The 24,838-nt window shown below is 57.8% G+C and carries 18 protein-coding genes and 1 pseudogene; 9 read left to right on the top strand and 10 right to left on the bottom strand.

The annotated features are described in order from the left end of the window. Nucleotides 1–69: 69 nt before the first annotated feature. The 3 genes from NWI01_RS11110 to NWI01_RS11100 all read right to left on the bottom strand — a co-directional run bounded on the left by NWI01_RS11110 (nucleotide 70) and on the right by NWI01_RS11100 (nucleotide 6,127). On the bottom strand, nucleotides 70–1,545 hold the full coding sequence (locus NWI01_RS11110) for an efflux transporter outer membrane subunit (protein WP_283809246.1): 1,476 nt from the start codon (nucleotides 1,543–1,545) through the stop codon (nucleotides 70–72). Nucleotides 1,546–1,699: 154 nt separating this feature from the next. Beyond that, nucleotides 1,700–4,852 carry an efflux RND transporter permease subunit gene (locus NWI01_RS11105; RefSeq protein WP_141383906.1) on the bottom strand — a complete coding sequence of 1,051 codons (3,153 nt, stop codon included), beginning with the start codon at nucleotides 4,850–4,852 and terminating at the stop codon, nucleotides 1,700–1,702. An 18-nt stretch (nucleotides 4,853–4,870) separates the two neighbouring features. Continuing rightward, on the bottom strand, nucleotides 4,871–6,127 hold the full coding sequence (locus tag NWI01_RS11100) for an efflux RND transporter periplasmic adaptor subunit (protein WP_141383905.1): 1,257 nt from the start codon (nucleotides 6,125–6,127) through the stop codon (nucleotides 4,871–4,873). A gap of 428 nt (nucleotides 6,128–6,555) precedes the next feature. Here NWI01_RS11100 and NWI01_RS11095 point away from each other — a divergent pair, with 428 nt between their 5' ends. Both NWI01_RS11095 and NWI01_RS11090 read left to right on the top strand, forming a co-directional pair. Continuing rightward, nucleotides 6,556–7,230 (top strand): response regulator transcription factor, encoded by a 675-nt coding sequence (locus NWI01_RS11095; RefSeq protein WP_141383904.1) that lies wholly within the window; start codon nucleotides 6,556–6,558, stop codon nucleotides 7,228–7,230. Nucleotides 7,231–7,444: 214 nt separating this feature from the next. Beyond that, on the top strand, nucleotides 7,445–8,815 hold the full coding sequence (locus NWI01_RS11090; RefSeq protein ID WP_141383903.1) for a sensor histidine kinase: 1,371 nt from the start codon (nucleotides 7,445–7,447) through the stop codon (nucleotides 8,813–8,815). 334 nt (nucleotides 8,816–9,149) lie between these two features. On the opposite strand, the gene NWI01_RS11085 is transcribed toward NWI01_RS11090, so the two are convergent. The 4 genes from NWI01_RS11085 to NWI01_RS11070 form a co-directional block, all read right to left on the bottom strand. Then, nucleotides 9,150–10,079: a DUF2950 domain-containing protein gene (locus tag NWI01_RS11085; RefSeq protein WP_141383902.1), complete on the bottom strand. Its 930-nt coding sequence runs from the start codon at nucleotides 10,077–10,079 to the stop codon at nucleotides 9,150–9,152. After that, nucleotides 10,076–11,695, bottom strand: coding sequence for a DUF3300 domain-containing protein (locus NWI01_RS11080; protein ID WP_141383901.1), 1,620 nt, complete (start codon nucleotides 11,693–11,695; stop codon nucleotides 10,076–10,078). The genes NWI01_RS11085 and NWI01_RS11080 overlap by 4 nt, the downstream gene beginning before the upstream one ends. A gap of 255 nt (nucleotides 11,696–11,950) precedes the next feature. Next, nucleotides 11,951–13,204 (bottom strand): HlyD family secretion protein, encoded by a 1,254-nt coding sequence (locus tag NWI01_RS11075; RefSeq protein WP_141383900.1) that lies wholly within the window; start codon nucleotides 13,202–13,204, stop codon nucleotides 11,951–11,953. Next, the gene (locus NWI01_RS11070; RefSeq protein ID WP_244613725.1) at nucleotides 13,197–13,661 is read right to left on the bottom strand and encodes a hypothetical protein; all 465 of its coding nucleotides are present in this window, start codon (nucleotides 13,659–13,661) and stop codon (nucleotides 13,197–13,199) included. Before NWI01_RS11070 ends, NWI01_RS11075 begins: the two co-directional genes overlap by 8 nt. Nucleotides 13,662–13,982: 321 nt before the next feature. On the opposite strand from NWI01_RS11070, the gene NWI01_RS11065 reads away from it, so the two are divergent. From NWI01_RS11065 to NWI01_RS11050, 4 genes and pseudogenes are all read left to right on the top strand, one after another. Next, the gene (locus NWI01_RS11065; protein ID WP_141383898.1) at nucleotides 13,983–14,489 is read left to right on the top strand and encodes a hypothetical protein; all 507 of its coding nucleotides are present in this window, start codon (nucleotides 13,983–13,985) and stop codon (nucleotides 14,487–14,489) included. A gap of 19 nt (nucleotides 14,490–14,508) precedes the next feature. Beyond that, nucleotides 14,509–15,330 (top strand): polyphosphate kinase 2, encoded by an 822-nt coding sequence (gene ppk2, locus NWI01_RS11060; protein ID WP_141383897.1) that lies wholly within the window; start codon nucleotides 14,509–14,511, stop codon nucleotides 15,328–15,330. Between the two features lie 219 nt (nucleotides 15,331–15,549). Then, nucleotides 15,550–17,256, top strand: coding sequence for a SulP family inorganic anion transporter (locus NWI01_RS11055; RefSeq protein WP_181410446.1), 1,707 nt, complete (start codon nucleotides 15,550–15,552; stop codon nucleotides 17,254–17,256). 101 nt (nucleotides 17,257–17,357) lie between these two features. After that, nucleotides 17,358–17,477, top strand: a pseudogene (locus NWI01_RS11050) (IS630 family transposase); the annotation flags it as partial. A 53-nt stretch (nucleotides 17,478–17,530) separates the two neighbouring features. Here NWI01_RS11050 and NWI01_RS19635 read toward each other — a convergent pair. Beyond that, nucleotides 17,531–17,962, bottom strand: coding sequence for a DUF1134 domain-containing protein (locus NWI01_RS19635; protein WP_141383908.1), 432 nt, complete (start codon nucleotides 17,960–17,962; stop codon nucleotides 17,531–17,533). A gap of 1,002 nt (nucleotides 17,963–18,964) precedes the next feature. On the opposite strand from NWI01_RS19635, the gene NWI01_RS19335 reads away from it, so the two are divergent. Further along, a complete protein-coding gene (locus NWI01_RS19335) occupies nucleotides 18,965–19,150 on the top strand; it encodes a hypothetical protein (protein WP_210242961.1) in 186 nt (61 codons plus the stop codon). Nucleotides 19,151–19,901: 751 nt separating this feature from the next. Here the strand turns inward: NWI01_RS19335 and NWI01_RS11030 are convergent. Continuing rightward, nucleotides 19,902–20,444 (bottom strand): hypothetical protein, encoded by a 543-nt coding sequence (locus tag NWI01_RS11030; protein WP_141383893.1) that lies wholly within the window; start codon nucleotides 20,442–20,444, stop codon nucleotides 19,902–19,904. An 88-nt stretch (nucleotides 20,445–20,532) separates the two neighbouring features. Between NWI01_RS11030 and NWI01_RS11025 the strand changes: the two genes are divergently transcribed. Then, nucleotides 20,533–20,826, top strand: coding sequence for a helix-turn-helix domain-containing protein (locus NWI01_RS11025; protein WP_141383892.1), 294 nt, complete (start codon nucleotides 20,533–20,535; stop codon nucleotides 20,824–20,826). A 138-nt stretch (nucleotides 20,827–20,964) separates the two neighbouring features. Continuing rightward, on the top strand, nucleotides 20,965–21,192 hold the full coding sequence (locus NWI01_RS11020) for a hypothetical protein (RefSeq protein WP_141383891.1): 228 nt from the start codon (nucleotides 20,965–20,967) through the stop codon (nucleotides 21,190–21,192). A gap of 196 nt (nucleotides 21,193–21,388) precedes the next feature. On the opposite strand, the gene NWI01_RS11015 is transcribed toward NWI01_RS11020, so the two are convergent. Next, nucleotides 21,389–24,805, bottom strand: a complete 3,417-nt coding sequence (locus NWI01_RS11015) for a hypothetical protein (RefSeq protein ID WP_141383890.1) — start codon at nucleotides 24,803–24,805, stop codon at nucleotides 21,389–21,391. Nucleotides 24,806–24,838: the final 33 nt, after the last annotated feature.

Below are 24,838 nucleotides of genomic sequence, written 5' to 3'. Positions count from 1 at the left end.
TTGTCTGGTCGCATTTTCTTGCGGCGAACCGGTATCCACTTCGCCGGAAAATGCTCTAGAAAACGCTATTCAGGCCGTAGCGAACCCAAGCCGTCCCCTAAGGGCAAGGCCAGCCTCTTTCACTTTGGGTACGACTTTGATCGCGGCCTGCTTGCGATCATCCCTGTTCCACCACCCGCCGCCAAGCGCCTGAAACAGCGCGACCGTATTCGCCAATTGCGCGGCCTGCGCATCGAGACGCGCGAGAGAGGTCTCCAGATACGCCTCCTGCGCGGCAAGCAGAAGCGGCACGCTGATCTGCCCCTGATCGACCTGTTTACGCACGAGCGTGATGCTCTCCGTCGCCGATCGCTCCGCGCCTGTCGCGGCGCTGATCGCGCGCGTGCCCGCCTGAAGGGCCCGCAACACATCCGCGACGTTCTGAAAAGCCGCGAGAACGACGCTGCGATACTGAGCAAGCGACTGATCGGCTTCCGCCTCCGCCGCGCGCTGCCGGTTTTCCAATGTCCCCGCGTCAAAAATGGTCTGAGCCGCACTGCCGGCAACGATCCCGAGCCACGCGCCCGGAGTAGCCAATTGCGCGAACTGGGCCGATGCGGCGCCGGAACTTGCGGTCAGGGTAATCTGCGGGAGACGGTTGGCGATCGCTACTCCGATCTTCGCATTGTCCGACTGAAAGTCCGCTTCAGCGGCCTGAATGTCCGGGCGCTGCCTTACGAGATCGGCCGGAAGAGTGAGAGGCAGACGACGGGGCATTCGAAACGACCCGAGATCGAACGTTTCTTTTGGGTCGTCACTCGGCAGACGCCCGGTCAGGAATGACAACAGATGACGCTGTTGCGCGAGCTTCTTTTCGAGATCCGGCAACAGCAGCCGGGTCTGCGCAACCGCGGTCTCCTGCGCCGCGACGTCAGTCTGGGCGATCTGCCCCTGCTCCTGCTGCCGCCGCAGCAACCTCAAAACCTCGCCCTGCAAACCAAGGACGCGACGGGTCGCCGCGATATGCCCCCGCAGCCGGCCTTCCTCGATCGCCGCAAGCGCGATGTTGCTGGCCAATGTCAGATAGACCCCCTCGCGCTGGAACGCACGCATCCTCGCCTGCGAATTCGCGGATTCGACCAGACGGCGCGTCCCTCCCCATACATCGGCAAGGTAGGACACGGTGACCTGGCCGGTGTGCAGGCTCAGAAGGTGGGCGTTTGACTCAAGCGGCGATTGCAGATCGACCGGCACCTGCTGGCGCGAGGATTCGAAGTTTCCCATGACGCTGGGAAACAGCGCTCCGCGCTGGGCCAGCGCGTTGGCCTGCGCCACCCTGACCGCAGCCTCCGCAGCGGCGAGATCCGCATTATGGACGATACCATGCTCCACAAGGCGGTTCAGCGCAGGCGAGCGGAACAGCTCCCACCATTGGGGAGGAACCTCCCCAGCGCGCACGATCGAATGTCCGGGCACGCGATCTCCGGCGCGATCGGACAAGTACTTGACGGTGTCCGGGGGCGCCGGAGGCATGAAGTCAGGTCCCACCGCGCAGCCTGAAAGCACAGGCGACGCGGCAGCCAGGAACGCCACGATGAAACATCGCGTGCAGGAGAACGCCAGCTTCCCTGCTGTTCTCGATGAAGGAGATCCCGATCCATTCTGTCGACTTGACCGCACGAAATGCCTCTTCAACAACCTCGGCTCGCGAACCGACCTTTTATTCCGCCGGTTTGCACGCCGCTTCGGGCGCGGCCACTACCGTCCGTCGGCGAGAAAACAACGCGATGAGCGCCGGCAACGCGACGAGGATCACCACCGGAGCCACCATCATTCCGCCGACCACGACGACAGCCAGCGGCTTTTGCACCTGCGATCCGATACCGGTCGAAACGGCGGCGGGCAGCAGGCCGATTCCCGCAATCACGCACGTCATCAGGACAGGGCGCATTTGAACCTCTCCGGCTCTTATGATCGCATCGATCCGTTGCATGCCCGACTCCAGAAACTGATTGTATTGCGACAGGATCAGGATCCCGTTCATCACCGAAATGCCGAACAGCGCGATAAAGCCGATGGCGGCCGAGACGCTGAAAGGAATGCCCGTCGCGAACAGCGCGAAGACACCACCGATCACCGCCATCGGAATGACGCTCAACGCCAGCAACGTATCACGTATGGAGGTGAAGTTGATCCATAACAGCAACCCGATAATGCCAAGGCTGAACGGCACGACAATCTGCAGACGACCGATCGCTTCCTGCAGATTGCGGAATTCTCCCACCCATTGCAGCTGGGTGCCGGCAGGCAATTTCACGCCCTGCGCAATTCGCTGTTCGGCTTCCTTGATGGTGCTGCCCAGATCGCGATCACGAACACTGAACTTGATCGGCAGGTAACGCTGCTGCTGTTCCCGGTAGATATAGGAGGGACCGGTGACGAGCCGGATCTGCGCGACCTCGCTCAACGGGATCTGCGTTATTCCCTTGGCCCCGGATGCGCCGATCGTCAGCTTGCTGATCGCCTCCGCGCTCTGACGATACTGGGGAGCCAGCCGCACCACGATCGGAAAATGGCGATCACTTCCATGCTCGTAGAGGTCGCCCGCGGCCTCTCCGCCGACGGCCGTCCGAATGGTCGAATTGATATCGCCCGGCGACAGTCCGTAGCGCGCGGCGCGCTCACGATCGATGCTAATCTGAATCGTCGGCTGGCCCAGCGAGGTGAAGACGCCGAGGTCCGTCACGCCCGGAACCTTCTCGAGCACCGCCTTGATCTCTTCGGCCGTGTCGGTCAGCTCCTGCAAATCATTGCCGAACACCTTGATCGAGTTCTCGCCTTTGACGCCCGACACCTGCTCGGCCACATTGTCCTGCAGATACTGCGAGAAATTGAACTCGATACCCGGAAATTCGTTTTTTAGCCGCGCCTGGATTTCTTCAGTCAGCTTTTCCTTGTCCACGCCATGGCGCCACCGACTGACCGGCTTCAGCGGAGTGAAAAACTCGACATTGAAAAAGCCGGCGGCGTCAGTGCCGTCGTCGGGGCGGCCATGCTGCGTCACGACCGTATCCACCTCGGGAAAGCTGCGGATCAGCCTGCGCATCCGGTTGGCATAACCATTCCCCTCCTGAAGGGAGATCGTTGCCGGCATGGTGGCGCGTATCCAGAGATTGCCCTCCTCCAGCTTGGGAAGGAACTCCAGTCCCAGAAATCGTATCGCGATTCCCGCCAGGACAAACACCGCCAGCGTCACGGCGACGGTGGACCTTTTGTTCGCGACAGCGATTCGCAGGACCGGGCTGTAGAAACGGTGCAGCGTGCGCACCAGCCATGTTTCCGTCTCCTGAACATGCTCGGGCAACAGAAGCGCGCTGAGCGCCGGGGTCACGGTAAAAGTCGCCAGCAAGCCCCCCGCGATGGCGTAGGCATAGGTCTTGGCCATGGGGCCAAAGATGTGCCCTTCGACGCCGCTCATGGTGAAAAGCGGTATGAACCCCGCGATGATGATGCCGGTCGCGAACAGGATCGAGCGGTTGACGCCGGCGCCCGCGACATAAATGGCGAGCAGCTTTCCGCTTAATCCGGACGCGTTGTCGTCCTCGGGCAGCGCCCTCTCGCCGCCATGCCCAAGCTCCCGGAATATTCGCTCGACCATGATCACGGTGGCGTCGACGATCAAACCGAAATCGATCGCTCCGACCGATAACAGGTTGGCGGATTCACCCCGCAGAACCATGATTCCGATGGCGAAGAACAATGCGAACGGAATTGTCGCGCCGACGATCAACGCGCTGCGAAGATTCCCGAGAAACACCCACTGCAATGCAAAGATCAGCAGGATGCCGACCGTCATGTTGTGCAGGACGGTATGCGTCGTGGTGTCGATGAGATCCTGACGATCGTAAATTCGTTCGATCCGCACGCCGGGAGGCAGAATCCCGGACGTATTGATACGCTCGACTTCAGCCTTTACCCGCTCGATGGTCGGACTGCTTTGCTGGCCGCGGCGCATCAGGACGATGCCCTGGACGATATCGTCGTCATCGTCCTGGCCGGCAATACCGAGGCGCGGCTGATGCCCGATGATGACCGTCCCAACGTCCCGGACCAGGACAGGATTGCCGCCAGCCTGCGTCAACATCGTGTTGCTGATATCGTCGCTCGACCGTATCAACCCGACACCACGCACGACCGCCGACTGGGTGCCGAGATTGACGATGTTTCCACCGACATTCAGGTTGCTGCTGCGCAGCGTCTGCAGCAATTGCGTCAGTGTCAGCCTGTGGGCGACAAGCTTGTCGAGATCGACCTGCAGTTCGAACGTCTTGGTCTTGCCACCCCAGCCGATGACATCCACGATACCGGGCACCGCGCGAAAGCGCCGCTGCAGCAGCCAATCCTGAAGGGTCTTCAGATCGAGCACGCTAAAGCCGGGGGGGCCGACAAGCCGGTAGCGATAAACCTCGCCGACGGGGCTGACGGGACTGATGGTGGGTTGTGCGCCATCCGGCAGTCCGGAGATCTGCGACAGACGGTTCAGAACCTGCTGGAGCGCCTCACCATAGGTATAGTCATAGGTGAACTGCAGTTTGACGTCCGACAGGCCGTAAAGGGAGATGGTTCTGATCACCCGGAGGTTCGGCACGCCGGAGAGCTGGGTTTCGATCGGAATAGTGATGTAGCGTTCGATTTCCTCGGCGGAGAGTCCGGCGCTTTGCGTGATCACGTCCACCATCGGCGGAACGGGATCGGGGTAGGCCTCGATGTTCAGGGCCCTGAACGCGGCAATCCCGCCGGCCATGGTCATCATGAAGAGGACCAGCACCAGAACGCGCTGCCGCAATGCAAACGCGACAATCGGATTGATCATGGCAAGCTATCGTACCGGTCAGGTCTGTTTGGCAACTGTCATCCGGTCGATGAACAGACTGCCGCGGGTGACGATCTTCTCGCCCGGATGGAGCCCGTCCAGCACCTGGATCAGCCGTCCATCTGATTGACCCAACGTGATCTGACGCAATTCCACGCTTTGATCGTCGCCGACGATCCAGACATGCGCATTGCTTCCTTCATAGATGACCGACTCAAGAGGGATCGCCGGCATCGGCGCTCCCTCGCTGGCAACGATCGTGACGCTCGCAAACATCTCGGGTTTGAGCAGTCCATCCGCGTTATCGACGCTGGCGCGGACCAGAAGCCGCCGATTGTCCGGGTCGATTCCCGGCGCGACGTAGTCGATCTGTGTCTCGAACACACGGTCGGGCTGCGCCAGGACCTTGAACGTCAGGCGCTCGCCGATCTTCACCTTGGCGACATCGGTCTCGCGGACGTAGGCCACGATCCAGACTTCCGATGTATCTCCGATCAGGAGGGCCGGATCGCTATCGCCGGCCCCGGCGCTGACATACTGCCCGATGCCGACCTTGCGATGCAGAACGGTGCCGGCCAGCGGCGCGTAGACCGGAGCGTCGGGCGTCAGCGCCCCCGTCTTCTCGAACGCATCAATTTCCGCATCGGTTTTCCCGACGAGCCGCAACCGGTTGCGCGCGGCCTGAAGTGCGATTTCCGCTGAACGCGAATCATTTTCCGCGGCGGTGAGATTGGTCTGAGCTTCCTGCCATTCCCTCTGCGACGCGGCCTTGTCCTTGGCCAGGCTCGACATCCTCCGCTCGACGATCTGCGCCAGGTTGACCTGGGAAACCGCCTTGTTCCGGGTCGTCAGGGCGACCACGAAATCCCTCTGGGCATCCAGGGAATCGGCCGCCGCGATCACAAAGAGAAGCTGGCCTTTCTGAACCTGATCGCCGGACGCGACCATTAATTGCGTCACCCGGCCCGCATAGGGCGCGAAGATGCGAGTCGACAGGTTCTGATCGATCGCGATCTTTCCCTCGGTACGGAACTCGGAGCGGAACGCATGCTGCTCGACCGGCTGCACCGTCACGGTGCTCCATTGCGATGACGTCAACCGCAGCTTTCCGTCAGGCTGTTTGATTTCACTGTCCAGGGTCGGATTTCTGGCAGCGCTGCCGCGATCGATGTTCAGGACGACCGCGACCGTCCCGACAAGGACCAATGCGGTCGCAAGGCCGATGGCAACCCGCGGGATTTCCCGCACTCGCCGGAGTGACGCCAGACCACGCATGATCCCTTATCCATATCCCTTGCCCCGCCAGTTGTCAGAACAAGCCTTCCCGCCAAAATCTATGATTCAAACGCTGGCTCAAGACCTTACCTGTCCGAGCGCCTGTTCCCCGGGGCGTTTGTTCCCCGGGCGAACGAGGGCTGCTTATCCAGCGAACCGCATACACTATAGAAGCTGCATCTTACGGCAGCCTTACAAACACCGTTATGACAACCCCTTACATATAGCTTTCAGCTTGAGCCCTTTTATTTCTGATGTCATCAAAAGAAATGCTCTATGGTATTGATTTAACGCTTTTTATTCATGCGGATCGGCATCCGCTTCGCTCGAAAACGCCATGGTTTTTCGCAAGACCGAATGACACCCGCGCCCGTTTCGCTGGCCGCAAGCCGGACCCCGGAAAGTGGGGCAAGAGAGTTATCGCACCCATGAGAGTCTTGATCGTCGAGGACAGTGAAGAGTTGGCCGATCTTCTGGCAAAGGGACTGCGGGCGGCCGGGTACCAGATCGATCTCCTCACCAACCTTGCCGACGCCACCAGCGCCCTGGGAACGACGCGTTATGCGGCATTGATCCTGGATCTCGGCCTGCCCGATGGCGACGGGCTTTCGATCCTGCGCGAACTGCGTCATCGCAAGGATCCCCTCCCTGTCCTCGTCCTCACGGCGCGCGGGGGCGTGGAGGATCGGGTCAGCGGCCTGCGAAGCGGGGCGGACGACTATCTTGTCAAACCCTTTTCTTTTGACGAGTTGGTGGCGCGGCTCGAAGCGCTGCTCAGACGGCCGGGGCAATTGCTCGGCAGCTCATTGCGGCTTGCCAATGTGACTTTCGACAGCGAAGGCCGGCAGGCTTTTGTCGACATGAAGCCTCAGAACCTCTCCGCCCGGGAGATCGCGGTGCTTGAACTGCTTTTGCGCCGCAAGGGCAACGTCGTTTCCAAGAAACTTCTCGAAGATCAGATCTTCGGTCTGACCGGAGATGTCGCCTCCAATGCCGTCGAGGTTTATGTCCATCGTCTGCGCAAACAGCTTCTGGACATTGGCGCGAAGGTCAAGATCAGCACCATTCGCGGCGTCGGCTATGTGATGATGGAGAGCGACTAGAGCGTTTTCAAGCGAAGCAAATCCTCGGGCTTGACCCGAGAATGGATGACCTGTTCGCGTGAAGAAAACGCGTCAAACAAGATCATAGAGCTTCGCTTCTGATTTAGTCAGAAGCGAAGCTCTGGAATTATAAAATTGCCAGTGTCCCTTTGATTTCGAAGTTCGCATCAAAGGTTGCTGCAAGGGTATGCGAACTTCGGAATCGGGACTTTGGATGCCGCTGCGAAGATCGATCCTGTCACGCATTATCGTTCTTCATGTTGTCGCGATCATCGTCGCGGCGCTTGTATTGCGGTCCATCCTGCACTGGTCGCTGGCCTCTGACGTCGCTGAACTTCAGCTGGACAAGATGGCGACCCAGATCGAGTTGTTTGCCCGCCATCTGAAGCCTCCATCGGCCGGAGGATGGTCGCTGGACCTTCCTGACGGCACACGCGAGCAATATCTGGACACCTATGGCCGCTACAGCTATGCGATCGTCGACGATGCAGGCTCGGTGATCCTTGCATCGAGCCCCGACAAGACTCCCCTTTTTGCCGTCGACTCCAATGCGAACGGTATCGTCCCGCACAACACGCGGACCGAGGGTGGAGCCAGAACGATCGCCGGCGCCAGCGCGCGCCGGGATATCGACGGCCACCCGGTCTGGATACAGGTCGCGGAAGACCTGTCGCATAGCGATGTGGTCGTCGACGACGTCCTGGCCAACTTCCTCCGGCGGGTCGTCTGGATCGTCGTGCCGGTCCTTCTTCTCCTGCTCGCCGCCGACATCGTCATTTTCCTGTTGGCGATCAGACCTCTGCACCGCGCGTCCGGCGGGGCGAGAGATATCAGTCCCACGCGTCTCGACGTCCGCCTGCCAACCGACGACATGCCTTCCGAAATTCTGCCGCTGGTGGAAGCCGTCAATCAAGCTCTCGATCGGCTTGAGCATGGCTTTCTTGCCCAGCGCGAGTTTGCCGCCGACGCAGCGCATGAACTGCGCACGCCACTTGCTATCCTTCGTACGAGAATTGAGACGCTTCCCCCTAGTGATGAGATCCATGCCCTGGGGCGTGACGTCGAGAATATGAGCCGCGTCGTCAGCCAGTTGCTCGACGCGACGGAGCTTGAGACAGCGGTGGTCGATCCGGATGCGGTCGCGGACATTCACGAGGTTTGCGTGGAAGTCGCGGAGTTCATCGCGCCATTGGCGCTGAAGCAGGGGAAGAGCATCGAATTGATGTGCTCCGAGAAGTCCGTCCTCGTCAAAGGAAACGCGGAGATGATCCGGCGCGCAACGCGAAATCTCGTCGAGAATGCTCTCCATCACACACCCCAGGGCACGACCATCCAGATCATCGTCAGCGCGGATGGCTCGATCAGTATCATCGACAATGGCGATGGCGTTCCGGTGACGGATCGCAAGCTGGTTTTTCAGCGGTTCTGGCGGCGATCCCCGCGCACCGCCGGAGGCGCGGGCCTGGGACTATCGATCGTCCAGAAAATCGTAGAAGCACACCTGGGAAGCGTCACCGTCGACGATGCTCCTGGCCGCGGCGCCAGGTTCACCATGCGCTTCCGGCGTGATGAAGGGACGCCTTGATCGGATTCATCGGAGCGGCGGCGCAGCGGCTCGCCTGGAACACTCCCTGACCCGCCTTTGTCCTCTCGCCGCGAAAGGAACGAACGGTCGCGTCGAGAGATTGTTCGGGCTGTAGCGTTTTCATGGAAGGCATGTCTCCGGCCTGGAGCCGGATGAAATGGCCTGTTCGTGTCAACGACGCATCAAATCAACATCCGAGAGCCACGGTTCTGTTTCCTGTCGGAAGCGGAAGGCTTACCCGGCAAAGCAAGGGTTTCCCCCTATGGCAACAAAGGCGATCGAAATCGCACAGGTTCATGGCAGACCCAAGCGTTTCATCGCCTCGCTTGAGCGCTCAAGGTTTCGCCGCGTCGGCCTTCGCCCATGTCGGATCGGGATCAAACAAGCCGATGCGTTTGGCGAGAAGTTCCGTTTTTTTGCCAAGATCCTTTTGAAAGACCGTGCCGGCGTGATTGACTATAAAGGTCATGACGCCGGAGTTGCCGTATTCGGCGGGGTAGGCGATCAGTGCGAAACCGCCGATCATCTTGCGTTTGACGACATAATTAAATGCGCCTCCCGGCGCATCGGGTCCTTGCCCCCTCAATATTCGAAAGAAGTATCCGTGGTACGGGTTGCCTTGCCCATCCATCCTGTAGCCCTCTGATGAGGCTTGCGCCGCCAACCCACCAAGTGGGCTTGGGTCGCGATCGTCGCGCCAGAAAAGGCCATCCTTTTTGCCGGGGGTGCTGACAATGCGTTGCGCGTAAACGCCCGCGCCTTCGCCTGTACGATCCTTCTCGGCATATTCGTTCTGAGCATCCACGAAGGCGAGACAGGCCTGAATCGCATCCAATTCATTGCGCCCAATGCGGCGATAAAGAATCTCCAGACGTCCAGCGGCCGTGTCGAATTCCCACCCCCCCTTTCTGTTGACAAGTGGAATTGGAAACCGAAACTCATCGGCACCTAAAATAAGCGTGGCTTTCTTTCTTCCGTCAGCCTCGATGGAGTGCTTGGCATCGTAGGCGGAAAGGAAACGCTCTCGTGTCTCTTTATCAGCAACGCTATCGCCGGATTCGACCACGTCTTCAGCTTTCCTGCCGAGAACTTTCAGAATGGCTTTCGTGGTACCGGTCTTGACCGCCGCAACCAGCTCCGACGCTGCATTTTCCGGCGAAGAGAAGACCTGCTGAGCCTGACTCGCACCGATCGACAGCGCCACCGTTACGATTGCCGTCCCGCTTGTCAAAGCGATCCAGGGCCTCCACACTGATATGATCATGGCGAGACCTCCCGCAGCACAGGAATTTTCGCGCCTCCGGCGACCCAATCGCTGTAGGTTCGGAACTTCAATCCCAGCTTTTCGTAATAGACCCTGAGGTAACCGTCGCGACCGCGGGCCACGGCTTGCGGCATCAGATTCTGCACTTCCTGCGCGAGCACGCCAGCATATAACCTGCTGCTACCAAGATAACTAAAGCGATAGTAGCCGAGGCCGTTGGCGAGATAACCCAGCAGCACGAGGTGGTGTTTCAACTGGACATCGGATCGCCGGCCGCCGCGGAAACCGCCGCCACCGCCGCGAAAGCCGCCGCCATGAAAGCCGCCTCCACGGCCAAATGCCGCACCACCGCCGCCACGTCCGGCGAAGCTAGCAGCACCTCCTCCTCCTCCTCCTCGCCCGCCCAGGCTTGCATAACCGCGAGCCGAAGCCGCGGAAGCAGCTCTGCCCGACGATATGTTCATGGCACCGCCACGATTGCCGCCATCGCGCGCCGTGCCGCCAGCACGGGTGGCAGCCCGGTTACCCGCTTTGGCACGGTCGCCACCACCCATGGCGCGAGACGCTGCGCCCGACCGATTTCCACGATCTCCGGGCGGCCGGTCACGTGAGGTCGCCCGGTTGCCTGCACGATCTCCACCAGGTCGATCCTGCCCTGGACGAAGCACCTGCTGTCCAGTGCGGCCGCGAAAATCCATGCGGTTCGATGCGCCGGCCCTCAGATTGTTATTGCCGAAGCGTTGCTGAACATTCGCGTTATTGTACCGCACACCCTGGCGATGCGCCGAATTGTGCTGCCAGTTGTTCCCGACGTTATTCATCCGAGTGTAGTGATTGACGTAGAGATGGCGGTTACCCCAATTGAATCCGCCACCCCAATAGTTACCCCAACGTCCGATAGCCCAGCCCGCACCGAACGCGAGCCCTGTCGCGATCACCCCCGCACCGATATAGGACGGATACCCGAAGTAATAGGGCGGGTACTCCGTATAGGGCCAGGTTCCGTAAACCGCGGCGGGATCGTAGTACGGCACGTACATGGTGTCGGGATTGGTCGACTCGATGACAATCGCCTGCTTACTTTCCTGTGCTTGAATGCTCACCTTTTGCTGACTGGTGGTAACCAGCTTCTTATTGTCATAGGCTTTGGAGCGAAGGCGTTGGATTGCATCCATGACATCCGCTTGCTGCGCGAGAATCGCATCGCCGAGACCCTTGGTCCAGTCGATCTTGTCGCTCATCATTGAAATTACATCTGGAGTGCTCAAAAGCGCTTTGACGCTGTTGTCCCACGATTGCTTTTCAACCTCCTTCCTCAACGCATCGCCTTTCAGGGATTTGCGTTCCTTGAGCCAGCGATCGGCCTGTACAACCTCCAGTGGATAGGTTGATGCAGCCAGTACATTTGCCAGCAGCTCATCGGGATAGAGCGCAATCGGGGCAGCCAGCGCTTCGAGTTGCTCGGGTTTCAAAAGCTCTGCACCGGGCACCGATTTTGTCGCTTGCTGTGACGTACTGTCTGGACCAGGCGGATCATCGGCCACTTGGGCGGAGATAGCGATGGGATTCGCCATTAACAATGCTAGCGCGATCAGGATCTTGCCGCAGCGAAACATCACGCTCTCCCTGGGTTCATCCGCCGAAACAATGCATCCAAGCCATGCTCATTTCTTTGATAGAGATCAACGAATCTTCTGGTGTCCTTTGGTAAGGGCGAGGCCGTGCTGCATTTACTCATCCCAGGAGCGGATACTTTACCGCATAAGTCCACGCTCGCGGCCCGCGCCGAAAGAATCGAAGGCATATTGCGGCGACCGCTAAAACAGGATTCCCTCAACAGCCGTAGTAAGTAAGACGAGGCTCCGAAGCCGTCAGTGGCCGCTCAACACGAGCGTCTTGACCGGCAAGAGCAGCGCCTGAATCCGCAGCAGTAGCGCATGCACCAATCCGACGCCGTCGATAACATGGAGGACGATTTTCCGTCCCGTGCTGGTCTCCTTTGCAGCGATCTCATCGTGATTGCTGGTGTAGGCATTGACGATGCAGCTGCTGCCTGCCGTCACCCCCGCGAGACCGCCTTGATAAAGGGGCTCTAGATGAACAAGGATCGTACCGGGTTTCGCAACATTCTGCGCTTCGACCAAGTTCTCCCCGCCGCGAAACTGGCCGGCCGCGATGTAATTCTGAACCGTTGTCACCACCATCGGGATGATCACCCATGGCTTTGAGATACAGGTCGCTTCCGCCACCATTCCCACTTTCATGACCTGAGCCTCAATCTGACCGAAACCGGCTTGCAACGCCCGCTGACCAGCTCCTTCCGGAATGAGAACTCCTGCCGATCGCATAAGTGGATTGACGACATCGCCTACGCGCAGAACAAACTGCTCGACCCGTCCGGAGGTACCCACGCGAACGAAGGTCTTGTCCACATCCACCTGTGCCTGGGCCAACGCCGCCTCGGCGCTGGCTTTTTCGGCGGGCAAGAGCGTCGAAACCCGGGTAAGCAAGGATTGTTTGCCCGCCACCGCAGCGTCTATGCCTGCCTGGCGTTGGCTTACGACCACCTGCAGCTTTTCAATGTCGCGTTGCGGCACGATGCCAGGATTACGACGCTGCAGCTCGCTCTTTACGTTCAATTCGTCCTTGGCTTGCTGATAAGCGGCCCTTGTCTCCTGGACCTGGGCCTCCGCCTTCGTAACGTCGACCTCCGCTGACACGATCGCGGCATCGACTTCAGCGACCTTGCGCTTGGCCGTTTCCAGTGCGGCCTCCTGCTTCGAGCTATCCAACCTGAAGAGCAGATCTCCCTGGGAAACCGGCACACTTCCCCGGGAGACCGACACACTGAAGTCCGCACCGACTTCCGCCACCCGTCCTGGGATCTCGGGTAGAATCGACACTGTACGAAAGTATAACGTGGCTGAGGTCGTCGACGGATGAAAATAGAAAATCATCGTTATGAGCGAAACCGTAAGCAACAGACATCCGGTGATGCCCCATCTGAGCTCGTACCAAACCGAATAGAACGTAATCTCTTTTCCCAACCGTTTGTTCTGAACATAACGGCGATAGAGATAATCGGGAAGGAGGGTTACAAGGGAGCAAATGATCAGCTCAAACATGACGGCTCACAACCTGCTCTGCGTCATTCTCACTCTTCTGCGCAGAAAGATCATCTGGGATTGGAGTTAAGGCAACGTCGGGTGAAGTTAGCGCCGACGGGGCTTCCTGCTCGGATTCAACACCTGCATTCGACTGAGTGTCAGCTATCTTTTCGACCGAGCCCGCAATTCTGCGCAATGGCGTACCGAAATCAGGGATGTCGATCATGGCCAGCAGTAATCCAGCCACCCAGAACAAGTGAATGTGCGTAAAAAGCGCCAGCAGGCACAGAATGGCGACAATCTCGAATTGCAACTTCTCCGACTTGTGCGCCATGCGCTCAGGCAAGCTATGCAACCGCAAATATAGTGTTCCAATCCAAATCAGGGTGGTGACCAGAAAGATGCCCATCGCCACCATCAAGACATCGGTTCCGTTCCCGGGGGCAAGATAAAAAGGAAGGTGGTGCGGAGCCATGGGATGTATCTGCTCGTTCAACTCTTCCCCTCCCGACCTCGGCCGCCAGACGCATCGTGTGCACGCTACATACCGCTAATTGCGAATTGCTTGATCTGGATCAAGGTTAAGGATGGCGACCCGACCCAACCTCATGGCAAAGCAACTAACGGTTAGGGGTGCTTCGTCATGCCAGGTAGCGTCGATACTCATCCGAACGCGAAAGGTGAAAGCGACTCCAAACAAAATCGATCCAGCCGGGTAGCCTGAGTAGCTGTTAGCCAGCAAAGACTACGTGCAGGACATCATCCTTATCCTGCTCCTCAATTTAAGGAGTTAGACATGTCCAGGTTAACGATCGAACAGCGTAGCTCGGAATCCGCGCGGGAGCTTGGAGACGAAAGCTTCATGTCGGCCGCAGAACTGCGCAATTATGTAATGCAAACCGAGATGGCCAAGGCTTCGAAAGATGTCCGCTCGGGTCAGGCCGAGAACGCACGCGCAGAGCTCATCAGGTCATTGACGCAACCAGTCGCAGTTACGCCCGAAAAGATTGCAGAGATCAAGCGGCGAGTGCTCGGCCAATTGAAGTCCGCTGCGGTGAGGGGCGACAAAGAAGTACTAGTCATGCGCTTTCCGAATGCGTTGTGCACTGACAAAGGCCGCTCTCTCAATAATCTGGAAAAGGAATGGCCGAGCACCCTGATGGGGAGACCTCTTCAGGCCTTCGAGTTCTGGCGCGACCACCTGCAGCCGCAAGGCTACGGCCTGAAGGCGATCATCGTGGATTGGCCACAGGGCCTTCCGGGAGATATCGGCTTTTTTCTTACCTGGGACGTGAATCGCTGACAGGCTGGGGACCGCGAGTATGAATAATGCAAGTCACAAAAGCCGCATCCGCGAGGAGACTGAAGTTCGGTCGCTCAAGCGCAAGGAATATGAGCAGAAGTTGCGCAAACTGCACATCGAACTTGTCAAGCTTCAGGAATGGGTGAAGCAAGAAGACAAGAAGGTCTGCGTAGTCTTCGAAGGACGCGATGGCGCTGGCAAAGGCGGTGTCATCAAGGCCATGACCGAAAGGGTCAGCCCGCGTGTTTTCCGCGTCGTTGCCATGACCGCCCCGACGGAACGCGAGAAATCGCAAATGTATGTTCAGCGCTATGTACCGCATTTTCCTTCCGCGGGCGAGATCGTGATCTTCGACCGCAGTTGGTATAATCGCGCCGGGGTCGAACGGGTTATGGGCTTCTGTACGGAGGATCAGGCCAAGAATTTTCTGAAAGTGGTCCCTGAAGTTGAAAAGGCCATGGCCGAGTCAGGAATTATGCTCTTCAAATACTGGCTTGAGGTGAGTCCAGAGGAGCAAACCAGCCGTCTTGCAGCGCGGATCGACGATAAGCGAAAGATCTGGAAGCTGTCCCAAATGGATTTGGATTCCTATACACGATGGGATGATTACACCCGATGTCGTGACGATATGTTCGCGGCGACTGACACTTCATGGGCGCCATGGTTTATCGCTCGCTCCGACAACAAGAGGCAGGCGCGGCTCAACATCATCTCTCACCTATTGTCGAATATTCCTTACAAGAAGGTGTCGCGAGGCGATGTCAAGTTGCCGAAACGCAACGTCGCACATCGCAAGCCGCTTTCCGATTCTTTAAGAATTGTCCCGGAGGCAGAGATCTGAATGTGCTCCGTACGAAGAAGATGAACTGCGCTACGACTAGGTTAGAAAAAAGAGAGTCTAACACCTAAACCGTTCAAACAAGCTCCAGTCGATTAGCCGCCGAGCTAGCTGCACCAGTTAAGAATAAGAATATGTATTCAAGAACTGTGGTGGGCGATACCACGGTGTGCCGTTGTTACCTCGAGAACCACGGATGCGATGTATCAAGGTATCTCGGTCATGGCAGTCTCAATTCGTTCTGCAAAACTACCCATCTTGGCGCAACTCCTCAACTATCGACGTGGTTCGCTCAAGTTGGATTTCGCTGCAGGTTTGTCGGTAGCAGCCGTATCACTTCCCTCTGCGATCGCTTACCCGGCGATTGCTGGTTTGCCGACTGAGACTGGGTTTTTCGCCACCATCGTAGCCCTGGTTGCGTATGCGATCTTCGGACCATCTCGACAACTCGTCGTTGGACCGGACGCTGCGACCTGCATAATGCTCGCTAGCGTTCTAACTTCCCTCGATGCCGCCGCTGCGGCCGACCGCGTTACCTATACAACGGCATTGGCGGTCGAGGTGGGTCTTCTTTGCTTTGTCGCAAGAGCCTTAGGATTCGGTTTCGTCGCAAACTTCCTCTCACGTCCGATACTGGTCGGATTTTTGGCTGGCATTTCAATCAGCCTGATAATCGGTCAGATCACACGCTTCACCACCGTCTCGATTGAATCAAGAGGCCTCATCAGACCAATCGTGGAGTACGCTACCAAAATCAGCGAAACACACATTCCGACCGTGCTACTCGGGGTCGGGACATTGATTTCTCTTCGGGTTCTTCGGCATGTGAAGCCAAGAGCGCCCGGTCCCTTGATCGCGGTCGTTTTATCTATAGCGTTGTCGGCTGCGCTCGAACTGCCGTCCCACGGGGTATCGGTCGTCGGAACGCTACCCCCAATCGCCTTCGCCTTAACTTTTCCGTCGCTCGATTCCGCCGCTAATCTCGATCTACTCCAAGGAGCCGCCGCAATAATGATCGTTGGATTTGGATCCGGCATTGTGACTGCGCGCAGCTTCGCAACAAAGAGCGGCAGCGAAGTCGATGCGGACAAGGAATTGACCGGCTTCGGAGCGGCCAACATCGCCAGTGGCTTGTTCGGCGGCTTTCCCGTCACCGCCGCCGACTCGCGCACTGCCGTAAACTACGTAGTTGGAGGGAAGACTCAGCTTGTGGGCTTAATCGCTGCATCCGCATTACTTGGAGTCACTCTCTATATTGCAGACGTGTTGGCTTATTTGCCCATTTCGGTTCTTGGTGCAATTCTTGTATCAGCCGGGATTGATTTGATTGATGTACCGGAGCTGCGAACACTTTACCGCATCAGTCGTCCTGAGTTCGCGTTTGCGATCGCTACACTGCTCGGCGTCGCGGTCATTGGAGTGTTGCAAGGAGTTTTCATTGCTATTGCAACCACCTTGGCTCACTTATTGTGGCTCACATCGCGACCACGGATTACGCGCCTTGGTCGAGTCGATGGTAAACCGGGACTATACAAACTACACCGACATCCAGACGCTCGCGAGATTCCCGGACTAACCATTGTAATCCTACAGGCTGCACTCGTTTTCTTCAACGCCGACTACGTTAAACGTCAGATCATCGAGACTGCAGGTGACATAGGTGAGAACAGCAGATGGCTCATTCTGGATGCTGAAGCTATCAACTTGCTCGACAGCACTGGAATAGCAAAGCTAGAGGAGTTGCAGATCCTTTTGAAAGACCGCGGCGTGGCTTTCGGTATAGCCGATCTAAACAGTCGCTCGTTGCTCATGGTTGAACAGGCTGGGCTTGTTGATCAAATTGGCGGCGATATGATTTTTGGGAGTTCCGAGGCTGCCGTTGCAGCCTTCATCCGATCGCGAGATGAGTCCCCGGATCATCCATCTTGATCCGAGGTCCATGAATTCGGCAATCGATGTGTGAAATGGCCGCTCGCCGCCGCGAGCGAGCGTTTGTCAGATCAACCGCCGTCATGATGGCGCTCTTATGAGATCTCGACCCTGAGCGCCTTGTCTTCGTCGACGAAACAAGCGTCAACACCAAAAGGGCATGGCTTTACGGGTGCTTGCCACGCGGCGGGCGATGCCGTTTTGCCGTCCCAGACGGACATGTATGAACGCCCCTTCCGATGCAAGAAGAACTTTGAACCTAACCTGCTTGTGTTTATTTTAAGTGTATCGATACCCCGCCGATGGCGATCGACATTTCAGCCCCGACCCTCGGGCCACTAAGTTGCAGAATCACACCATTGGAGTTCTCCAGTTGAACTCCGCCCGCTCCAACCGCTAAGGCACTTCCAGCTCCGACGGCAGTGTACCTGCCTTCAATCGAAGCCGGACCTTTCAGATTCAGAGCTCGGCCAACAAGCTTAGTGGTCGAGGCTCCAATTGTGAATCCGATACTCATGCCCGATACAGTGAATGGATAGTGGACGCCCCGGAGCGTCAGCACTCCCTTACCACTACCAACTCCGACAACAAATCCGCCCTTGGTGAAGATTACCGTGACGCGACCTGTGTCTGCATGAGCCGGCGTACTAATGGCAGCTAGGCCTACAAGAAAAACAGTTGCGACGCTAATGCTAGACTTCCTCATCATGTTTTGCCTCTGTCCTGCTTTGATGAACCAGCAGATTCGAGCCGAGCGGGTCGACGCGTTCGTGCGGTTCGACGCCGCTGGACATTTACACCCCTGCCGTTTGTCGTCTTGATTCAAGTCAATGCTTTGCTCTCTTGTAAACCGTATGTCCGCCTCTGCCGATGAGGGGCTCGCCCTACTGGACTTGCCCGGATTTAGTGGAGAGGCTTTCACCCTGTAATGGCCATTTCGGCATCGAATGATGCCGGCGATTAGTATCCCTGGCCCTCAATGCGCTGCGGCGCGCAATTGCCGTGCGACAACCGTCACCTGCTCTGATCCAACACACGGATATTCGAAGCGGACAGCGAACGTCCAAGGCCCGCGCCTGATGAAAAACCCAGAGGTTCGCGAGGCGATCAAGGTGGGGATGGATATGCGCTCAAACAGATCGAGAGCGGGAGGCCGATATCTGACAACCCGGAACGTGGATCGCGGAAGGTCTCGACCGATCCGGAATTTTCGCGGTAGCATTTGAAATCAACAACGCACTTGAGAAGGCCGGCGCGCCCGGCGTCTATACCGCAGCCGCTGCGGCGTTTCCGAACGCGAGCCAGCGCCAGCCCGCAAGCCGTTACGCCACGCGATCGGCTGTCGGCGGTTTCCTTGGCCCCACGTTCGGGCTCGCGACGGATACAGTCGGACTGTTGTCGCTCGGCCTGGCGAACGTCAATCGCGTTGCCGGCGGTGAGGACCGTCCGATCGCGCCTAGTGACGTTGCAACCGTTCGCCGGATAACACCCTATGCGAGCCTTCCATATTGGCGATGGCTCATTGACCGGATGACCGTTCCGAAACTGAAAGAGGTAGTGCAGTGAGCAGCAGCGCGACGATTTCACGGTATGACCCGCCTTCGGACGCGATGATGAAACGCGCGCGGAGTGGCTTGAATTGTCCTTGCTCGGCCCGTCTTACGAGCGCGATTTCCAAGATCGCCTGACAGAAGCCCGAAACGCCGTCATGATCAGTTTCGACGACGCCATGACATTCGCTCACGCTGCCATGATGGTTGCCGAGCATGGCGAATCGCAGACGTTCGCGATGTGGTATCGGGAAATTGCCACTCTGTTGTTCTGCCAGGCATACAACGCGGTTGTGATCGAACGTGAGGCGCGCGCGGCATCCGACGCAGGCGAGGTTCAATAGCGGTCCGTTGACCAACCGGGCCTAGTCGGACCATCTAATATTCGTGCTCTTTAGGTGGCGAGTATCCGAAGCAAGCTGAATTGTCGCATCGACATGCGCTCGCGAGATGATGGGTCTTACTATATCGCAAAGCACCTTAGTCACTCTGACACACTCCACAGATGGCGGTGCTACGATCCGATAACCGCTAGGATATCTCAAATCGTAGTCGCAATTGATCGCCTGGAGCGATGAAACGTACGCGCGAAGCTCATCGGAAATGGGTAGATCCTTCGCTTCGCTCTTGCCGAGAATCGCGGTGAGACCGTGGGAAAGCTTTTGTGCCAAGTGTCGCTTTGAAACGCTATTAGCTGCGAGAAAGGACTTAAGAAGAAGCTCCATCGCGTGGGTCGCAAGGAAGTACTTGGGAAAATCGTCATCACGCGACAATGTGATCGTTTCGCACGTGTAACCACTACTTTGCAGCCGTTGCTAATAACGATGACCGCACCTCGTCTGCAAGATCGTGCGTCCGACGCGAGAGCCGAAAAGGGTGTTCGGCGCTCTCTACCCGCCAAGTCTTGAGTGAATTCAACAGCCTTCTCCTTGCAGGTCAATGGAGACCACCTGTTCATATGATGAAAGATTCAGTCGACGCGCGCTTGTCAAGGCAATAAGACGTTCCGCGCTTTGAATCTGTCGTTGAATGACAGCCAGAAGCGCGGCCTCATCAAGGTCATCGTCCCGCAAAGCCATCGCAAAGTCGAAGTCTTCATTGTGTGTAACAAAGCGCCGACCGAGTCCTGCCGACCTCGTCACGATGAAACCCTAGCGCAGGTAAGGTATAGATTCGTTTATGGCGCTGGGCCTTTGCCGAATAGGTGATGACGTCGTGGGTCGAAAATGATCCCGATTTCAGTTCGATCGCGACGAGCGGCGTCGGCCCCTTCGTGATCAGAATATCGGTCTGGAATGCAAGCTTGCCGCGCGTCAGGAGGCTTTCTGCCTCATGTGTCGGCTTTCCCGCGACGGTGATCTCGATTTTATAAAGAAGATTTTGTCCGCATTCGACGGAATAGCCTGTCGAGCGACGCGACAATAATGCATGTAGTTCGGCCGCATCAGCCTTCTCTCTTTTACGGCGCTTGTCAGCTCCGCCTTCGGCTATTTCGCCAGCCGGCCCTAAATTACGACGTATACCGTCCCTCTTCCCGGTCGGCGCGCGTTTTCTGCAGGTAAGCCATGGTATGTTGACCTTTCCGATGGTTGATCTTGCCAAAGCCATCGCTCTGTGACGCTCAGATAGCCAGTACATTAGAGGCGTCCCATCCCAGAACAGCAAGTCAGAGTTAATATAATCCTTTTTTGGGATAATCCTGTCTCGGGATCAGCTTGCCCGGGCGATGACCATTTCCGCCCGCGGGATCGGCAAAACCGTCCATTCTTCCGATCAGGCCGCCTTCTGTGCCCTGATGGTGGCTGCCCGCAAGCACGCCGGCCTGACCCAGCATGAGCTGGCGCGTCGCCTGAAGCGGCCTCAGTCCTTTGTCGCCAAATACGAGGGCGGCGAGCGGCGGATCGACGTCATCGAGTTCGCGACGATCGTGCGCGCTATTGGGGCTGATCCCATCAAGCTGCTACGGCATCTGATGGCCGGCAAGCCGCCGGCCAAACCTCGGCGCGCATCGGCGAAATAGCTCACCCTCCCCGTATTTCGGGTACTGCGATCATATCGTGATCTAGCGCCTCCGATCTACGCCACAAGATTATCCAGGTTTCGCTCGACATCGCGCGACAGCAGAGCGGTAGTGGAGCCAACTCTTACGGAGAGCCCGATGGAGCGCGCCAGCATCGAACCGGCAATCAAGCTCATCATTGCCGAGATTCATATCCGCCTGAGCGAAGCGACACGCATTGCCAAGGCCGCCGAGGCCTGTGTCCAAAACGGCGCTATCGCTGAGGGCATCGAGGTCTCCATGGATATCGAGCAGCTCATTTATGAAGCCGGGCGGCTCCAAGACGCCGCCTCGCTGCTCGCCCGCATAAGTCGGGATCAAGATTAGTCGCCAAGCCGTGACTCACCACCCATACAACGGTGAAAGACTCTAGCTTTTTAATTGACGCGTTTTCCTCACGCGAACCGATTCCACTTCGCTCGATCGATCCCTAAAGGATGTGCGATTCAGCGCAGCAGTGCGCTTCATCACCGCTACGCCCGTGTTTAAGTTACGGTACACACAGGATTGTTTGCTCTGTGGACTAAAGGCGAGGCTTCGAGGATCCTCCAGCCTTCATCGAGTTTGCCAATATGCCCATATAGGCCCCGGTGTCTGTCAGCCAAACCGCATATTCTGGTATTTGGCCGGCAAGTTCGGGAAGCCAGACCGCAACGACCGGTCCGCACGGCTTGAATTCTCCAGCGCGTTGGAGATCCGTCACTGTAAAACCGATCCACGGCATGCCCTGCGGTCCGACAAACCCTTGCGGCGCGGAGCGCGGCAACAATTCCGACCAATTCGGGTACCGACCCGTCGCGTTGTCGATCCAGGAAATATTTCCTCCGACTCGCCCAAGCTGGACGAAGCAGGGACCATTGGCGGGCCCGACTCCCGGCAATCCTCCCCAATACATAAATGGCGCAGAACTATTTCGAGACTGACCATATTTGTCTTGCAAGGCACGAATGAAATCGTCCTTCTTGAAGACTCCAAGCCCCTCATAGACGTAACGACCGATCGCAATAAGCCGATCACCCGACCTATCCGGCTGAGTAATCAGAGCGATATACTCCATTCCATCATCGCGCACAAAAATCTGCGCCGATGAAAAGGAGACAATCTGATTATTAATTCCTGACGACAAAGAGAGGCTTCGCTTAAAGCCAAGTTTATCCTTAATTTTATTCCTCGCCTCCGTCGCCGTCATGTAGAGATTGAGGCCAGCGATATCGTAGATCCTATCTGGCTTGAAGGCTTGAAGGCGCTGAGACTGCTCCTGCTGCAAAGCATCAGGTGCCGATGTCGCTGCCAGCCTTGGCTTTTGGGGCGCTGGCTGCTGAGGCACTGGCTTCGCCGTGCTCGGCGCCATCTCCGCGGCGGGTGCTCCGGCGGCAACCACCGGCTCTTCACCGCCGATGTTTGACCCCGCCCGAGCTTCAGCGGCACTCGGTTGGGCGGGCTTGTTCTCCTGCCCCGCTGCCTTGGCGGGCGGCGGCCGTGTTGTATCCGGCTCAATCGCCGCTGCGGCGGGCGCCGGTACGTGGGGTTCCGGGGCAACGCTTAGGATTTTTGTCTTGAGTGAATTCTCAACATAAAGTGCCCGCCGCTCGATTTGCAGGTCGATGTCGAACCGCACTTTTCCGTTCGCAAAGGATATTTTGGACGCTGCCACCTCCGCAAAGCGGGCCTCGAAGAGTTCGGGCCCTACGCCGCGGCCGAGCGTGGTTTGCGACAACGCCTTTGCACGGTCCAAAGGCATTTCCAAGAGTTCTGGAAACTCTGGCAGGCTATAGCTTGCCTGCACGCTGCCCCAGAACATACCGGGCAGCAAGGGGCTTAGTTCCTCGTTGATCCTTTGAGGTGATGTTCCGCCTCCTGACGCCGTCCGCGAAGTGAGTTGAAATGCCTGACGCTGGAAATCATAGTGGGGCAACCCATGCAGCCGAATAAGGACCAGCTTGCGGTTGGGCGGTATCGCAGCAAGCCCGACACGGTGCGCTGCGTCAAACCTTCTCCTGAATTCCATCTGACTTTTGGGATCAAGTCGGTCCAACGCATTAATGCGGCTGGAAAGCACAGAGCGGGACCCGAGATTCGGGGCTTTCACGGGCTGAAACTGCCGGTCTGCGAGGCCGCGATACAACGCGTTTACCTGCTGCTGCGAGAGCAGAAAATTGGACAGATGCCCAGCCAGCGACAAAGGCGTTAATTCGTTCGGATGAGATGCCGCCCAGTCGCCATAGGCAAGGCGCGAGAAGATCTGCACCGCGGCATTTTCATGCGCGGCCTCTATCCGATCCGTTTCCATATCCAGCGCTGAATCGCTGCGATGACTCAGGTTCCAGGCTGCTGAACGATAGACGGAAAACGCGGCGCTATCGATCGGCATCACCATGAAGTCGCCATATCGTATGGGAAACTCGTTCGCGGCTGAAAATTTGAGATTGTCCACAGCCGTTTTCGGCCGCGAAGAGGCATTAGGCGCATTTGCGTCCGTCCGCTGTGGCAGTGCGCTTTCAATGGGTGCGGCTGCCCGCGCGGGCGTTTGTCGGATCGTAAGCAGCGCGCGGGGCGTATCGGACATGCCTATTGGAGTGATGTCCGGATTGGCTTCTGGGACGGCAATGGGCCCGAGTTCCGTGGCCAGCGTTCTGTCGGCGAAGAGGCCAACCCGCTTGATCGCCGTTTCGATTAGAAGCCCCCTCCGATGCAGCCGATACAGCGGCTTATTCGCAATTTCCCCCGACCTCGAAAGATTGAAGCTTATCCCGTTAATGCGCGCGAAGGCCGCAATCGCCGCGAAGTCTTTCATCTGCGGCGCGGCGCGACGTGCCAGCTCTTGAGGTACCGGAACAAACTGTTGGTTGAAAGTAACAAGCTTAGCGGCGCCACCAAAGTCTTCTATGTTTACTCGTCCCGAAAGAAAAGTTATGGTTTGTCCCCGAATATCATAGCCTGCTCGTTCAAAGTCATAGTCGCCAGGTTGAAAATCCTCTACCACCACGATATCGATTGGCAGCTTAGGCGCAGCGGCCGCGATGATCGGAATGTATCGCTCGGCAAAACGCTGGATAATCTCGGTCCGAATGAACTGATCCCCACGTTGTAGTATCAGCCTGATAATCGTCCCGCTTTCTGCAGGCGTTTCCATTAGCGTCTGGACGTCCACTCCGGACACGTGCCCCACTCCATCGAGAAGTTCCCGAAGTTGACCTTTACCGAGGAAGTGGTCCACGAGAAGGGCCGTCGTCTCCGCATCCGGGAGTTCATTCGGACGGTCTCGCAGAGCCTTGGCCACCGCCAGGCTTAACAGCGCGTTTCCCAGCGCGAGAGACGCCGGAGACCGCCCCCCGTTCCGCAGGGTGAAGCTGCCTCCCAACAAGTGACCCTGAAGCTGGGTTAGTGGCGCGTAGACGTCCGCGTTGTCGCCTGCCGTGGACGGCTTGGTCGTGGCCGAGGCGTTGGGCTTTTTGCCGGTTGCTAGGATCACCGTGGCCGCGCGATCCAGTGCGCCTCGGTCACGCGCGAAAGGCTGTCGAGGTACATAGGCACCAGATAGGCCTTCAATCGGGTCCGCGGCAGGAGGGACTGAGAGAGGGAAGGTTCCATTCAGCGGAGCAGCTTCGATTTTGGCGCCTTTCAAAGCCATGGTGACGAGCACAGCGGCGCAAGCCAGAATTTTCCCGATTTTCATAATCCCACCAGCTTCGGTCCGCTTGACGATTTCGACTGTGAAGTCAAGGAAAGCGGCTTTATCCAGCCCTCTTAATCGGTCGGGATCTCTCGCTCGTTTTCGCCATCGTCGTTTGTCCTTCTCGCTACTCAAGACCACTTCGCGCTTCGCTGCAATACGCAGCACTTCGTAGGATGAGAAGCCTGGCACGCCGTGCACTCTTCCGCGCTCAGCGACGGGGTGTTTCGGCTGCACATTGGCAGCGCTCGAACCGTCGCGGCGCATCTCTCCATCGGATTCACGGGGCATCATCACAGG

The organism is Nitrobacter winogradskyi (assembly GCF_006539545.1).
GTDB classification, from domain to species: Bacteria; Pseudomonadota; Alphaproteobacteria; order Rhizobiales; family Xanthobacteraceae; genus Nitrobacter; species Nitrobacter winogradskyi_A.
This window is presented reverse-complemented; position numbering and strand designations above follow the sequence as displayed.